Consider the following 14,171-nt stretch of genomic DNA (forward strand, 5'->3'; position numbering starts at 1 on the left):
TGTCTCCTAGAATAATGGGATAAATCAATAATCTAGGATATACGAAAATGATCACTCCCACTGACGTCATCACAATCTCCGAAGCTGCTAAGATTTGGCTCGCTCGCTGCGAACTTGAACAGCTTGAACGTGCCACCATGCACTCATATCGCGGGCATGTCCGAAACCATATCGAACCAAAGATAGGACATCTGCTGCTCACAGATTTGACCGCCGCCGATGTGCGCGAGTTCCTCGACAGCATGCTTGAAGACAGCACGCGTGCAATGGCTAAAAAGTGCCTGACAACGCTGCGTTCGATCATAAGCTGCGCTCAAGAGCGCGATCACGTGACATCGAACGTGGCCCGGGAAATTAAGCTGCGGCGATCACAGCGACACGACCCTGAACGCGTGTTCCCGACCAAGGATGAAATTAGGGCGTTGATTGCGAATGCTCCGACGCGTCACCAGCCGCTCATCATGACGGCGCTCTTTACTGGTATGCGCATGTCAGAGCTTCGAGGGCTGACATGGGCTGCAATCGACTTTGATCGCAGCATTATCACTGTAAACCAGCGCGCCGACCGCTATTGCGCAATGGGCAATACCAAGAGCAGGGCAGGGCGGCGTGAAATTCCAATGGGGCCGCAGCTGGCATCGGTGCTGAAAGAGTGGAAGCTTGCATGCCCAACTGGTGAGCAAGGCTTGGTTTTCCCCAACGGTGCTGGAAATGTCGAGACGCATTCCAATATCTACAACCGCATATTCTCGCCGCTCATGGTGAAGTGCGGTATCGTTGACGGGGAGGGCAAACCTCGCTTCTCGCTACATGCTTTGCGTCACGCTGCTGCCTCACTGTTCATAGAGCAAGGATGGTCGCCTAAGAAAATTCAGACCATGCTGGGGCACTCATCCATCACCATGACATATGATGTGTATGGGCACCTGTTTCATGATCCCGCGAAGGACGTGGACCTAATGGGCGAGATGGAGCGAGGGCTGCTGGCTGCTTAGCAGCCCAACAGCCTAAAAGCTGACATTCCGCCAACGACCCAGTTGCGGACATGCACTATGCAACGATCGAAAGGCTTCAGATTATCATAGATGCAGCCTTGCAGCGGGCAAAAATTGCAGATCATGCCCTAGCTCAGAACTGAAAGCCTAAGTTAGGGGGGCGCTGCTAGTTTGTTCCAATCATCGCAGGAATGATGTGTCCGCCAACGATACGATCGCTCCAGCGCCCCCAGATCCCGCCCATGCGATAATTCCCACCTGTAAAACCAACAACCAAATCGAGTTCCGGCACTATGATCAACAGCTGCCCTCCGTTGCCGCTCGCTTCATACGACGCATAGCTTCGTTCGCCGACCTCAATAGTATCGGTGCGCCAAATATAGGCTTGTTGCCCCCCGGCATAATTATTCCCAAATTCTTCAGCGCTCAATCCAGTTGTCTCGGGAGAAATTTCGATTTTGGGACTGGTCGATTCTTCGACCCACTCCGGGTCAATGATCTGCTCGCCATTCCACACACCGTTTGCGGCAAACATCGCACCAATCTTGAGTATGTCACGCGGGCGCACATAGGCACCGCCACCTAGATAGCCTTCTCCGTTTGGCGCCAAAGGCCAGTGATAAGAACCGAAATCCAGAGGCTGCGCGATCAGTTCGCCGAACAATTCGTGAACCGGTTTCTGACCGAAACTGCGCAGGGACGCGCCAACAAGGTTTGCACTGCCCGAACAATAGGCAAAGCGGGCACCGGGATCATGCTGCATCGCGAGCCGTGCCGTGTAGAGCCAATAGTTTCCCTCATCCTGCTGCTCCCACATACGCGATTCTGAACCCACAGATTCGGAACTTTCATTGCAATCAAGTCCGCTAGTGAAAGTCATTAGGTGCGCCAGCGTGATGTCGGCTTTTTGCGTCTCCGTTATCGTCTCTCCGGAATTTTCGAAAAGATCTAGGATTGGCCTATGCGTCGCATCGATTGCATGGCCTTGTTGTTGCAACGCTCCGATCATCACCGACCCAAACACTTTTCCTAGCGATCGAACATCATGCCGGGTCTCGCTATTATGTCCGAAGAAGTATTCTTCAAAAACCAGCTTACCTCCCCGCGCAATGAGCAGTGAATGGATCATTTGCGGCCGGCGATCCCTTGGATCGGCGCTCGCTAGCTCTCTGGTTAAGTCTGCCAGTGCTGCCGGATCGAAACCGGCTTCTGCGGGCGACGCGACTTGCCAACTTCCATCTTGCAGAGGCGGCGATGTGGGGTGCACGGGCCCATCGCTGATCGGGCGGCTATAATATTTGTCTGCGGCCGCCCCGGTAGCAGGAACAAGTGTGATCGCCCTACCGATGCTATCATGTTCAAGAACCAGTTCGCCGCTACTCATCTGGACTAAGTCACGGCGCAGTTCGCGATCACCGCTTCCTGCCACTAATATCCAACCATCGCCGTCATCCCCTGCGATCAACCGAAACCGGGTGGCTCCAAGAATTTCGTTGCCTTCGGGATTTCGGATGACAGCATGGATTTGGGCGTCTTCTCCTGCGAATATATCGAGAAAGACGTGGAACGGTCTGGGTTGAATGGCGACTTCGGCACTCCACCTGCCCGGCACGGCTGCGGATAAGACCGCTGGTGTAGCAACATATTGGTAGTGAGCCTCTAGCGCTGGTTGGTACCAATAACCGCGCAGTTGCGACCGATCTGCAGATAACTCGCCTACAAATTTGCTTCCGTCTGTCTGAACGACAGAAATCGTGCCCTGATTGTATTCCACATGCGCCGCTTCAGACCCGACGGTTGCCTGCCATTGCTGGCCCACCTTCTCGACGTTGAGGCTCACTGAACCTTCATTCGTTTCCACGCTCCATGACCAAAGGCCAAGCGGCGGTTCGATTGGAGTCTGCGCGCTTGAGGCCATGGAAACGGAAGTGATCGAAATCGCAATGGTTCCGATCAACGACAATGCAGCGATCAATTTTTTCATAAACCTCTTCCAAACTTTGATAACGCGGGCTGCGCATGCCAAAACTGTTTGGTCTGCGGCGCGTTTATGGTCACGTGAAGAACCATGAATTTTCTTGAAGCACTCATTTTAAAAGGCCGCTACGATGGTGCAATGCGGTATGTCCTTAACGACCTGACCATTGACACCAAAGCACGCAATGTGCGGCGCGGGGACATAACGCTTAAGCTGCCCGATCTAAGCTATGACGTGTTATTGGCCTTGGTCAAAATGGCCCCAGATCCTTTAGGTAGCACCGAAATTTCGCAGCAGGCATGGGGCACGGATCACGTCACCAACGAGACTATCTCTCAGCGCATCACGCTGTTGAGAAAATCGCTAGACGACGATCCAAAGGACCCACGCTACATTCGCACCGTTCGCGGAAAGGGCTATGCAATTGCTGGGCAAATTGCATGCATCGAGGAACCAAGCCGCGACACATTTGACTGGCTCGCAAAGCCAAAACCGCGCGCCATGATGACGGCAGGGGTGGCGGTTCTTGCCGGTGCCGCTTTCTTGTTTCTAAGTTTCCCCAAGGCAGCGCTTGAGAGCGGCGGTGCGCTGGCACAATCGTCGCAGAACACAGATTCACAAACATTGTTACAACGAGCTAGACAACAGCTAAGCTTGCATCAGTCGCTGGAAACCGACCGCGCCATTGCAATGCTCCGGGAAGCGTTGGTGAAGGACCCCGATTCCTTCGATGCACGCCTAACGATGAGCTTTGCTCTATCGACGAGAGCGACGAAATTTGGCGGGGACGAGCCCGACGAACAAGAAGCTGAGACGATAGCAAGAGCGTTGATTTCCGAGCGTCCCGGCAACAGTAATGCGTGGTCGGCGCTGGCCTATTCTCTTGGTTCACAAGGCCGTATGAATGAAAGCCTGCCTGCCTATAGGAGGGCCCACCAACTGGACCCGGCAAATACCGCAGCCCTGTCGAGCGCTGCGTATGTGCTCTTGCTAAGAGGTGAGTTGCACCAGGCTTTATTGCTTGAAATGAAGGCCAAGCAAGCGGGCGGTAATTCGCGATATGCGGAAATTCAAATTGCTCAAATCATGGAACTCATCGACCATCCCTCAGTCAGTCATTGGCGCGAAAGAGCTTTGGCGCTCAACCCGGGTCAAGTGGTGGTACTCGGAGAAATCGCCCGGTCGCATTTGCGCGATGGAAACCCCGAATCAGCTTTAGAAACGCTAGATCAAGCCGATGGGCAAGATCGTGTTGCACCGCAGATTTTACAGCTCCGCGGTCGGGCGAATATTTCTTTGGGACGTATCGCTGTGGCCAGGCAGATTTTGGGTGAGGCCGGGTGGAGAGGGGAATATGACCTTGCTGCGCTCGATGCGCTCTCAGGCGACGATGACCGTGCCAACGCCATTTTCAACCCCGTAAAGTTAGCCGACATTGAATCCGATCCAGATCCGCAATCTCGGGTGCAACTTGCCGAAATTCGGTCCGCTCAAGGAAAGCAGGATCAAGCGCTTCGACTGCTCAGTCAGGCCGTCAGTTTGGGATGGCGGGACGCGCGTTGGTTAGAACACTCGCCCTTTCTCGGCGAGTTGTTGGCATCTGAGGGCGGAAAGGCAATTGGCGATCGAATAGAGCGTGAAATCGAAGCACAGCGGATGCTCATCGCCGCGACAGTGCCGCTCACCGAGTTCTTAGCGAGGCGCTAAGCTTTGAACTAGGCTTTAGCATTCGTCCCGAAAGTCCGCTTTCACCCCAATTGCAGACGTTACGGCGAGCTGCCTCTGACCTCAAAAGCAGACAGATGAGTAGTGTTTCGCGTCTACGTAGACGCGTCTACCAACTGTTTCCGTTGGAATCATAATCCGCGTGTCGGGGGTTCAAGTCCCTCCTCCGCTACCAAACATCAATTTCTAAATCGATTGAACTCGCTGAGAGACTGACAGAAATTGGTCGTTGGTAGTTAATCTTCGACTGCTATGCGTATTCTGAGTTTAATCCTCGTTAGATATGACTTGGCAACAAATCGCGCGTAAGATGTGACGCATAAGATCTTGTTGTGCGGAAATACGCTTTGGAATCGATCTACGAACTTAAGCAAAGAATGGCCTTGCTGGAGCGTGCTCATGCGTCTGCCGGTATGGGTCACTTTGTGCTCGATCCTAAGCGGATGACGATCGAGTTTTCTTCTTGGGTAAGAAAAAATATCGGCCTCAACGATATGCCGATCCCGCTTAGCCGGCTTCCGGAAATCGTTGTTGAAGAGGAACGTGCAGAATTCAATCGCAAGGTCACAGAATTGATCGAGCTCAAGGAAGATTTTTCATTCGAGACTGTGGTTATGACGGCCGCGGGTAAGGAGCGGACACAACGGATCAGCGGTATCACTGCATTCGAAAATGAACACACGCGTGAAGGGCTGATCGGGTATTTCGGTATCCTTCAAGAAATCACGCATGAAAAACGATCGAAAGCAGAGCTGCGTGCCGCGCGTGATGCGGCACAGGCGGAGCTGGATGCGCGAGCGAACTTGCTGGCAGTGGTCAGTCATGAAATTCGCACGCCGCTTGGCGGTATTCTGGGAATAATCGATCAATTGAAACGTGAACGTTCGGCCTTAGAGCGCGACCGGGCGTTGACGCTCATCGAGGACTCCAGCGAAGTATTGCTCGATACCTTAGATGCCATTCTTCAGCGCGCGCGAATAGGCGAAGACTCGAGTAATCTAGATAGTAAGAAGTTCCGACCGCTTTCTGTGGCCCATCGTGTGGCTGAATTGTTTCGTCCGTTGGCTCGTCGCAAGGGCCTCCGTATCGAAGTATCGGGTCCGACGGATACCCATGCGAATGGCGATCCTGCACGCTTGCAACAAGTCATTGCGAACATTGTGTCGAACGGCGTGAAGTTTACGCAGTCGGGTTCGGTGGCAATTAACGTTTCTGAACCAGCAAACGGCGATGCCTATTGGCGATTTAAGGTTTCCGATACCGGCGCCGGCATGGATCAGAGCCGACTAACCAATATTTTTCACCCATTTGGACAAAGCAGTGCGGACTCGCTTGGGCGCGATGTCGGAGTTGGATTAGGTCTGTCGATAACGAGCGATTTGGTTGAGGCCATGGGCGGAACGATTGAAGTGGAAAGCGAGCTTGGCGAGGGTTCAAGCTTTAGCTTCGCCATTCCGTTCGAGCCGGTTGAAAATGAAAGCACAGACCAGGCCGCAGCGCCGCACGGGGGCGTAGCAGCTATCGCCCTTGAGCGCGCGTCTGACAAGGTTCAGGTGGAAGCCATCGCTAGTCAGTACGGCTATGACTTGATCGAAGTCTCTGACGAAGACCTGCTCACATTCAGGGCAGCGGAGCCCGTCGTTCTTATCCTAGATAGGGAGAAGTTTACCGCTCTTCCTAGAGGACCGCTCGACCAATTCCGCAGTGTCGTTATTATTGACTCCGGCATCGAAGCAAAATCTGCTGGGGTGAGTTTTCCTGAAACAATCGAACCTTCGGTGAATGTGGTGCCGAATTCTCAAATCACCCGCGCGCTTGGCGAGATCCTAAGTGAGAGCATCGATGACACCCCTTGAGGAACTCCCGATCGAGGAGCAGGCTCGCATTCTCGCTCTTCGGCTTGATCGCGCCGAAAGAGCGTTGATCGATGCAGAGACAGCGCTGGAAGCGCGGATGCGAGAACTGGATCGAGCGAACAAAGATCTGAGCCAGCGTGAAAGTGAACTGGTTGCAAAGCTTGATATCGAAAGTCGCCAGCTTCTTGCTGCACTTTCTACAGCGAACATGGCGACGATCTATGGGGAGAAAGATAAGCCCTTCAGTGCCTCAAGTGGTGCTGCAGCCCTGCTTGGATTACCTAAAAGTGATGAAGCCACTCTTGAGAGCCTGATTGCGGCACTTCACCCGCTCGACCGTGATCGGATTATGCGCGCCGCAATCGAGTTCTTCACAAAAATGTCTCCGGGAGTGGACCACCGGTTTGAGCATCGGATCAAACGATATGACAACGGCGCTACCCATTGGCTCAGCTGGGTGATCAGGCGCGATCCTGCGGATGCAGCGCGCCCATCTGCTGTTTATGGCACGGTCCGCGATATTACATTGAGTCGAGCGAACGAGCGTGCCGTTCGCTCGCTTCAATTGCGTGCAGAACGCCGTGTCAAAGAGCTGAACCGGCTGAGTGGTCAACTAACCGCGGAACAACAGAAAACGGCAAATGCCCTTGCAGCCAAGACACGCTTTCTCACCGATATGGCGCATGAAATACGCACTCCTCTAAACTCTCTGAATGGCGGTCTAGAGCTACTGTCAGATGCATCCGGCGCGCAGTCCAAGGACTTTCAAGTTGTTCGTCAAGCGAGCGACCAACTGGTAGAAATTGCGTCGAAATTGATTGATCAGGCGGACGGCGAGGCCGTCGAATTGGATGCCGCAGGGGAGCGAGAAAGCTCGTCCCTAGTCGAACCTATGCATGCCCTCGAGGACGCACCGCGTGTCTTGCTAGCTGAGGATACCGAGAGCAACCGATATGTGATTGAGCGGATGCTGAGCAGCATTGGTTGCAAAACAGTCGCCGTGACCAATGGTGTCGAGGCAGTGGAAGCGATGCGCAACCAAACATTCGATATTGTCCTAATGGACGTAATGATGCCGATTATGGATGGCGAGCAAGCGACACAGGCTATTCGGTCGCTTTCTAGTCCAGCCGCGCGGATACCAATCATCGGTGTGACTGCTCATTCTCTGCAAGCAGAGCGTGAGCGTCTCTTGTCTGCGGGAATGACAGCTTGTCTTGCAAAGCCAGTGCGCCGCGAAGCACTGGAAACCGCAATTCGTACTGCACTTATTGGCCGCGAAGCGGTGCAACCCTTGAATGCCCGATTTGACCATGAACTGTTTCAACGCGCCTTTTTCGATTTGCCGGAGGCTTATCGCGAAAAGATGCGCGAGGCCGCCAAGAAGGACATTGGCGATTACGGCGAGGAAGTGTTGAAGGCGGCGAAAAACAAGGACGCAGAAACGCTCTCGCGTGCGGCGCACAGTTTGAAGGGTGTATCCCTCAATGTTGGTGCGATTGGAATCGTTGAAGAGCTAAGCCGCTATCGAGAGACGCTGTTGAAGGATCCAACTTTTTCCAGTGCCGGGTTGCGCGGAGAGATCGCCGCAAGCCTGCTGGCTTTCGACGATCTCTTCAACGCCTTGGTGAAGGAGGCTTAGAAAGCGCCCCGGCCACCAAGCACTGCGCCAGGAGTGCACAGCAGTAATTTCAGATCGACCCAAAGGTTCGTGCGCTTTAGGTAAGCGCGGTCCATGATTGCCTGACGCTTGAACGGGATCTCAGCGCGGCCACGGACTTGCCAAGTGCAGGTAATGCCTGGCTTGCCGCCTAGACGCTCCCATTGGGCTCCATGGTACTCGCAAACTTCACTGGGAAGGGCAGGTCGTGGCCCGACCAATGACATTGATCCACCGAGCACATTGAACAGCTGTGGTAGCTCGTCAATCGAGAACCGCCGGATGAAACGACCCGTTTGTGTAATTCGTGGGTCTTCGCGCATCTTGAAGCATGTTCCAGTCCGATCGGATTGAGCGAGAAGCGCAGCGCGTCGGGCTTCTGCATCAATATACATTGATCGGAATTTGATCATCGAAAAAGGGGATCCTTTGCCGCCAATGCGGGTCTGACGAAAGAAGATTGGCCCCTTATCTTCGAGCCGTATCGACAGAATTGCCGCAAGAAAGATTGGCAAGAGAACAAGGATTGCCAAGCTCGCAACAAAAATGTCGAGCGTGCGTTTGGCGATGGCGTTGACGCGCTCCCCGAGGCTAGTGCGGGGGAGTGCTTGGCTTGCCGTGTGGGCAAGGAAGCTGGCATTGCCCCACAAATAACGTTTCGCCATACGGCGAGGCTCCATGGCGAGACGCCATACCCATTCGCTCTTAAAGGCGCGAACGAGCTTAGGCGCGCGTGGGATCCGGCCGGAGTAATAATCAAACAGTCCGCCGACACCAATTACTACGGGGGCATTAAGCCGGTGACGGTTGCGCGCGATCCATTTTTCTTGAAGAGGCACGCCAAGGCCCACGAGCAAGATACCGGCACGTGATCGGTTGATGCGCTCGATAAGAGCGTCCTCGTCTTCAACAGAGTAAAACCCTGTCTGTGTTCCTGCGATGCGCAATTCGGCGAAATGAGTGGCCGCCCAATCTGCTGCTCTGTCTGCAACACCAGGTTGTCCGCCGAAGAAGAAGATGCCGGTCCCTTGGTCTTCGGCCTCGCGGCAAATTTCTGGAAACAGATCAGTGCCGTTCAGGTTCTCTCCGAGTACTTTACCATGCATTTTTGCAGCGATCTCCATGCCAATACCATCCGGCAGCAACAAATCGCTTTTCTTTAGAGCGTCACGATAGTCGAGATCGTTCCGCTGGGTGTTAACGCAGTGCGCATTCACGAAGTTGATTGTCGTCTGACGGTATGCACCTATCCGAGCCAGAATGTTCTTCGCGACGTCACGTCGCGTGGCGCGGATCAGGGGTAGGTTGAAGAGCTTTGTAGTCGGCCACGGATGCGCGGCTTCAATCCGGTCAGTTAGCTCCGCACCAGAGATCAGACGGTAATCGTTCAGAGGCGTCAGTTTCATTGAGTTGGCTCCACAAGAATTCGTGCCAATCCAAACGCAACCTCTGTGCCAAACGCACAAGTTACTAAAAAAAGGGAGAAAATAGTCTTCTTAACTTCACCCAAACAAACTGGAGTTAGCCAGATTTGCAAAGTGAGTTGATTGATTTTTGCAAAATGCGAAAATTCTGACTGCTTTTGCGAGAGACCAATCTCTGAATGGTGGAGAATGGCAGAATTCTAGGATTTCGGCGACTTGGCATGGATGTTGAACAGCATCTCGCAACGCAAATGCGAGGGAATGATGTTCAACACTACACGCACATGGATAAAGCAGGCTCAGATGCCGATCTTTGCCCGCGGCATGGTGGCCTATGGCTCAGCCGAAGCGATCACGCGCATCGTCCGCTTGGGTGCGATACTAGTGGTAGCGCGCCAGATCGCTCCTGAAATGCTTGGAGCGGCTGCATTTGCTCTAAGCCTGTTTGAATTGATCCGTGTCCTAACCAATGTAGGCATCGGACAGCGAATTATTGTTGCTAATTCCGAAGAACTTTATGCGATTTGCAATACAGCTCATCGCTTGTTTTGGGCCATTTGCCTCGGCGTGATGGCGATCCAGATCGCGATTGCTGCGCTTGTTTGGATAGCCTTTTCAAATCCTGAAATGGCAGCGATGCTTGCTGTGTTGGCTGGCGTGTATCTGTTCATGCCAGCTGGGCTTGTTCAAATTTTCTTGGCCATGCGCGCGCAACGGATGGGTGCGACAGCGCAAGTGGCGGCAGTTCAGAACATAGCCGATGCCGCTCTGACGGTCGTGCTAGTGCTTGCGTGGCCGAGCGCGTGGGCAATTGTCTTGCCTAAGCTGTTTACCGCACCAATTTGGCTCGCCGGAGCAAGGCGGACCTATACTTGGACCTTTGACAGGGCGACAAAACCGGCACCGCTTAACGATTTTGCGAGCTTTGGCCCTTCCATTTTAATATCTGAGCTACTCGTAGCGACGCGCATTCACGGCGACAAACTGCTGATTGGTTGGTTGCTAGGCACCGAAGCTTTGGGCCTCTATTTCTTCGCTTTCAACGCAGGGTTAGGCATCACCCAGTCTTTTGTGGCGGCATGCAGTCTCGTCCTGTTTCCGCATCTCGCCAATTCCAGTGCCGAAACGATTGGAAGCGAATTTCGCCGTTCCTTTGCAATCGGTTTGATGGCTTTGCTTCCCGTCGTGATTGCGCAGGCGGTGCTTGCACCGTTCTATGTTCCGCTAATTTTCGGAGAGAACTGGTCTGGCGCTGTTCCTTTTGTCGCTTTGCTCGCTGCCGCGGCGCTTCCACTTTACGCCGGAGCGATCCTGGGAGCACATTTTCGTGCACTCCAAAAACCGATGGCTGAGACTGGTCTAATGGCAGCCGCCACGATCGCGGCGCTGATCGGGTTAGTCTGTGGCGCGCAATTAAGCTTGACCGCTGCCTGCATCGGCTTTGTCTCCGGACTTTCGATCATCCTTATCCCTGCCGCAGCGCTTCAGCTGCTTGCTTCAACCAAGCCCGCCGCGGCTGCCGCTTGAGGAATTCTCAAATGCCTAACCCAACCTTCTCCGTGATCATACCCGCGTACAATGCAGAGCGAACGTTGCGCACAACGGTTGCGAGTGTCTTGGACCAGAACGAAAAGAGTCTCGAAATTATCATTGTCGATGACGGTTCATCGGATGGAACATTGCATATGATGCTCGATCTGGCTTGCACGGACATGCGCATTCGGGCCGTTTCTCAACCAAACTCTGGTGTGTCTGCAACACGCAATTTTGGCGCTTCGATTGCTCGCGGAGAATTACTTGCATTTCTTGATGCTGATGATCAATGGCATGCGGACAAACTGCAACGTCACCGCGAATTGCACGAAACAAACCCTTCGATCCATGCGAGCTATGCAGTGGCGCAGTTTTGCGAAGACACTCGAGGTACGATCCAACCTGGCCCAAGCCTCTCGACTGTTTCCCAAAACGCTCAACTTGCGGTGCACACTATTGGGGATGTTGTCATCGAAAACCCGGTTTGCACGACCTCCAATTTTGTAATCTCGCGATGTGTATTTGCGGACTTGGGCGGCTTTAGTGAAAGCTTGAGATACGCCGAAGATCAGGAGTTCTTGGCTCGGCTGGTCAGCCAAGACTACAGATTGTGCGGTATCAATCGTGCGCTCGTCAAATATCGTATGAGCACCGACGGACTTTCCTGCGATCTCGAGGCCATGCTGAATGGGTGGAGAAGCTTTGCAGGCGACTGGTTGGATGGCGGAGATCTCCAGCGTGGTGAGGCGACCTATTGCCGCTATCTTGCTCGGCGCGCGCTTCGCTCTGGCGCAAAAATCTCGGCAGTTCGTTCGTACGTTCGACAGGGTCTGACCGCCGATCGAGTGTCATTCATGTCTGCTCACTCGCGCAGCCTGCTGACAATAATTGGGGCTTATCTGGGCGGCATGCTGCCAGCTTCCGTTCGCCGCACCGTTTTTGCCTAATGCTCTGCCAAGGAAACCTTATATGACTACTCCCAAAATATCTGTCGTTATGCCGATCTACAACGTTGAAGCGTTTGTCGGTGAAGCAATCCAGTCTGTGCTCGACCAGAGCTTCAAGGATTTCGAGCTGATCTGTGTCGATGACGGCGGTGATGACCGCTCGATGGCGATTGTTCGCGGCTTTAGCGATCCACGGATCCGCATCGTCTGCCAGGCAAATCGAGGACTGGCTGGTGCGCGAAATACTGGCATCGCACACGCTCGCGGTGAGTATATTGCTTTGCTCGACAGCGACGATGTCTGGCACCAGGATAAGTTGATCCTGCACTACATTCATTTGACCGCTAATGCCGAAGTCGGCGTTAGCTATGCCGGGTCGCGAATGATCGATCGTGATGGAGAAGTGCTAGGCGTATCCATGCAGCCTAAGCTTGGCCGGGTCACGCCTCGCGATATCATTTGTCGCAACCCGGTCGGTAACGGAAGTGCGCCGGTTCTCCGCCGTTCTGCATTGGAAAAGTCTGCTTTCCCCCACCCTGAAAGCTCAGAGCGTGACTGCTGGTTTGATGAAGGTTTTCGCCAATCGGAAGACATCGAAATGTGGATCAGATTGTCGGTCAAGCATGGGGTGATTTTTGAAGGCATAGCAGGGCTGCTGACTGATTACCGCATCATACCAGGCGCCTTGTCGGCCAATGTGGTGAAGCAATATCTCAGCTGGACCAGAATGCTTCGCAAATTGAAGGGCTATGCACCGGAGTTCGTGCAAGAGCACGGGGACACCGCGAAAGCATATCAACTGCGCTATTTGGCCCGCCGTTCGATCCAGCTTGGTAACTTCCAGCTGGCGCGCGAATTTCTGAGCAAGGCGATGGGGCTTCGGCCGCACATCTTGGTAGAAGAACCCGGCAAAACCTTAGTGACTGGCGGGGCTGTTGTTCTTGGGAAGCTCCTCGGTCGTCAGCGCTTCACGTCTCTGTGGCGTCCCTATCTTAGGAACGCGGCATGATCAGCGTCGCCCAATTACTCGACGATTTCGGCATGGGCGGAGTGACGCGTGCACTCACGATGTTTGATGAACCGCGGCTAAGAGCTCACGGGACTTCGCTGGTTGTACCGATCAAGTCGTCAGAGAAGCTCGCTCCATCACTGCAAGTAGATTTGATCGTGAACCACACGGCTTTGTCTTGGAAGCGCCTCGTGTTCCTGGCGAGCTTGCGCGCTCGCAATCCAAGTGCGCGAATTGTGCATGTTGAGCACAGCTACACCCATTCTTTTGAGGCCGATCAAGTGGCCTCGCCAAGGCGATTTCGCATAATGCTCAAACTGGCAGCTTCGCTTGTAGATCAGATGATCTGTGTTTCCGACGCTCAACGCGAATGGATGCGCGAAGAAGTGGGGATTTCTGACTATTTGCTGCAGACCATCTATCCTTGGAGCGGCCGGTTCGAACTTGGTAATGTGCCAGCGTTGAAGCCGCGAACACGCCGGCCTTTGCGACTTTTGGCCTATGGCCGATTTGCCAAAGAGAAGAACTTCGACGCGCTCGTTACCGCAATGCGTTATTTCGCCGCCGAAAATGTCGAATTGACCATTTTCGGTGATGGGCCTGACAAGGCGACACTGATCGATCTTGCTGCGCCGCTTCCCCATGTAAAGATCGACGAGCCTACGAACGATATTTCTGCGTATCTCGCAAACTGCGACGCGGTGATCGTCCCATCACGGAACGAGGCGTTCGGATTGGTTGCAACAGAAGCGCGCCTTGCCGGGCGTTCAATCATTGTCGCAGATGTTGATGGGCTGCCTGAGCAGGTCGGTTCCGCCGGAATTGTTGTGCCGCTTGTGAATCCCGAAGACATTGCCATTGCGATCCGTTGGGCGCTGCGCGCTCCGCTATCTCAGATGGGACAAGCTGGTCGCAACGAAGTTGCATCCCAGCATGATGAGATCATCGCAGGATGGAGCACAGTATTTGCCCAGGCAGCAAAATCAAAGCGCCACGCCGTTGCGGATCAATCAGGATCAATGGTCGCCTAAGTCCCCGATAAAG

General features: G+C 53.8%; 10 protein-coding genes. 8 read left to right on the plus strand and 2 right to left on the minus strand.

Translation table 11 applies throughout. From position 1 onward, the window contains the following. Positions 1-47 precede the first annotated feature (47 nt). Positions 48-995 (plus strand): tyrosine-type recombinase/integrase, encoded by a 948-nt coding sequence (locus tag ABJ205_RS04335; RefSeq protein WP_348157575.1) that lies wholly within the window; start codon positions 48-50, stop codon positions 993-995. Positions 996-1,161: 166 nt separating this feature from the next. Here the strand turns inward: ABJ205_RS04335 and ABJ205_RS04340 are convergent, their stop codons facing one another. After that, complete coding sequence (locus tag ABJ205_RS04340; protein WP_348157578.1) at positions 1,162-2,979, minus strand: serine hydrolase; 1,818 nt, start codon at positions 2,977-2,979, stop codon at positions 1,162-1,164. 84 nt (positions 2,980-3,063) lie between these two features. Here ABJ205_RS04340 and ABJ205_RS04345 point away from each other — a divergent pair, with 84 nt between their 5' ends. The 3 genes from ABJ205_RS04345 (at position 3,064) to ABJ205_RS04355 (ending at position 8,196) form a co-directional block, all read left to right on the plus strand. Then, positions 3,064-4,680, plus strand: a complete 1,617-nt coding sequence (locus ABJ205_RS04345) for a winged helix-turn-helix domain-containing protein (RefSeq protein WP_348157580.1) — start codon at positions 3,064-3,066, stop codon at positions 4,678-4,680. Between the two features lie 350 nt (positions 4,681-5,030). Continuing rightward, complete coding sequence (locus ABJ205_RS04350; protein WP_348157582.1) at positions 5,031-6,554, plus strand: ATP-binding protein; 1,524 nt, start codon at positions 5,031-5,033, stop codon at positions 6,552-6,554. Beyond that, positions 6,541-8,196 carry a response regulator gene (locus tag ABJ205_RS04355; RefSeq protein ID WP_348157584.1) on the plus strand — a complete coding sequence of 552 codons (1,656 nt, stop codon included), beginning with the start codon at positions 6,541-6,543 and terminating at the stop codon, positions 8,194-8,196. Before ABJ205_RS04350 ends, ABJ205_RS04355 begins: the two co-directional genes overlap by 14 nt. Here ABJ205_RS04355 and ABJ205_RS04360 read toward each other — a convergent pair. After that, positions 8,193-9,620, minus strand: a complete 1,428-nt coding sequence (locus ABJ205_RS04360) for a WecB/TagA/CpsF family glycosyltransferase (protein ID WP_348157586.1) — start codon at positions 9,618-9,620, stop codon at positions 8,193-8,195. The two genes, ABJ205_RS04355 and ABJ205_RS04360, sit on opposite strands and share 4 nt — an antisense overlap. A gap of 279 nt (positions 9,621-9,899) precedes the next feature. On the opposite strand from ABJ205_RS04360, the gene ABJ205_RS04365 reads away from it, so the two are divergent. From ABJ205_RS04365 to ABJ205_RS04380, 4 genes are read left to right on the plus strand one after another with little or no spacing between them, the layout of a single operon-like run. Further along, positions 9,900-11,165, plus strand: coding sequence for an oligosaccharide flippase family protein (locus ABJ205_RS04365; protein ID WP_348157588.1), 1,266 nt, complete (start codon positions 9,900-9,902; stop codon positions 11,163-11,165). Between the two features lie 11 nt (positions 11,166-11,176). Beyond that, positions 11,177-12,118 (plus strand): glycosyltransferase family A protein, encoded by a 942-nt coding sequence (locus ABJ205_RS04370; RefSeq protein WP_348157589.1) that lies wholly within the window; start codon positions 11,177-11,179, stop codon positions 12,116-12,118. A gap of 22 nt (positions 12,119-12,140) precedes the next feature. Then, positions 12,141-13,127 carry a glycosyltransferase family 2 protein gene (locus tag ABJ205_RS04375; protein WP_348157592.1) on the plus strand — a complete coding sequence of 329 codons (987 nt, stop codon included), beginning with the start codon at positions 12,141-12,143 and terminating at the stop codon, positions 13,125-13,127. Further along, the gene (locus tag ABJ205_RS04380; protein WP_348157594.1) at positions 13,124-14,158 is read left to right on the plus strand and encodes a glycosyltransferase family 4 protein; all 1,035 of its coding nucleotides are present in this window, start codon (positions 13,124-13,126) and stop codon (positions 14,156-14,158) included. The genes ABJ205_RS04375 and ABJ205_RS04380 overlap by 4 nt, the downstream gene beginning before the upstream one ends. The last annotated feature ends 13 nt before the right edge of the window (positions 14,159-14,171 follow it).

The organism is Erythrobacter sp. (assembly GCF_039988855.1).
Taxonomy (GTDB): Bacteria; Pseudomonadota; Alphaproteobacteria; order Sphingomonadales; family Sphingomonadaceae; genus Erythrobacter.

Bases quoted from the DNA above. Each gene is read 5' to 3' on its own strand.
- ABJ205_RS04335 (WP_348157575.1), top strand. From the start codon at position 48: ATGATCACTCCCACTGACGTCATCACAATCTCCGAAGCTGCTAAGATT.
- ABJ205_RS04340 (WP_348157578.1), bottom strand. From the start codon at position 2,979: ATGAAAAAATTGATCGCTGCATTGTCGTTGATCGGAACCATTGCGATT.
- ABJ205_RS04345 (WP_348157580.1), top strand. From the start codon at position 3,064: ATGAATTTTCTTGAAGCACTCATTTTAAAAGGCCGCTACGATGGTGCA.
- ABJ205_RS04355 (WP_348157584.1), top strand. From the start codon at position 6,541: ATGACACCCCTTGAGGAACTCCCGATCGAGGAGCAGGCTCGCATTCTC.
- ABJ205_RS04360 (WP_348157586.1), bottom strand. From the start codon at position 9,620: ATGAAACTGACGCCTCTGAACGATTACCGTCTGATCTCTGGTGCGGAG.
- ABJ205_RS04365 (WP_348157588.1), top strand. From the start codon at position 9,900: ATGATGTTCAACACTACACGCACATGGATAAAGCAGGCTCAGATGCCG.
- ABJ205_RS04370 (WP_348157589.1), top strand. From the start codon at position 11,177: ATGCCTAACCCAACCTTCTCCGTGATCATACCCGCGTACAATGCAGAG.
- ABJ205_RS04375 (WP_348157592.1), top strand. From the start codon at position 12,141: ATGACTACTCCCAAAATATCTGTCGTTATGCCGATCTACAACGTTGAA.
- ABJ205_RS04380 (WP_348157594.1), top strand. From the start codon at position 13,124: ATGATCAGCGTCGCCCAATTACTCGACGATTTCGGCATGGGCGGAGTG.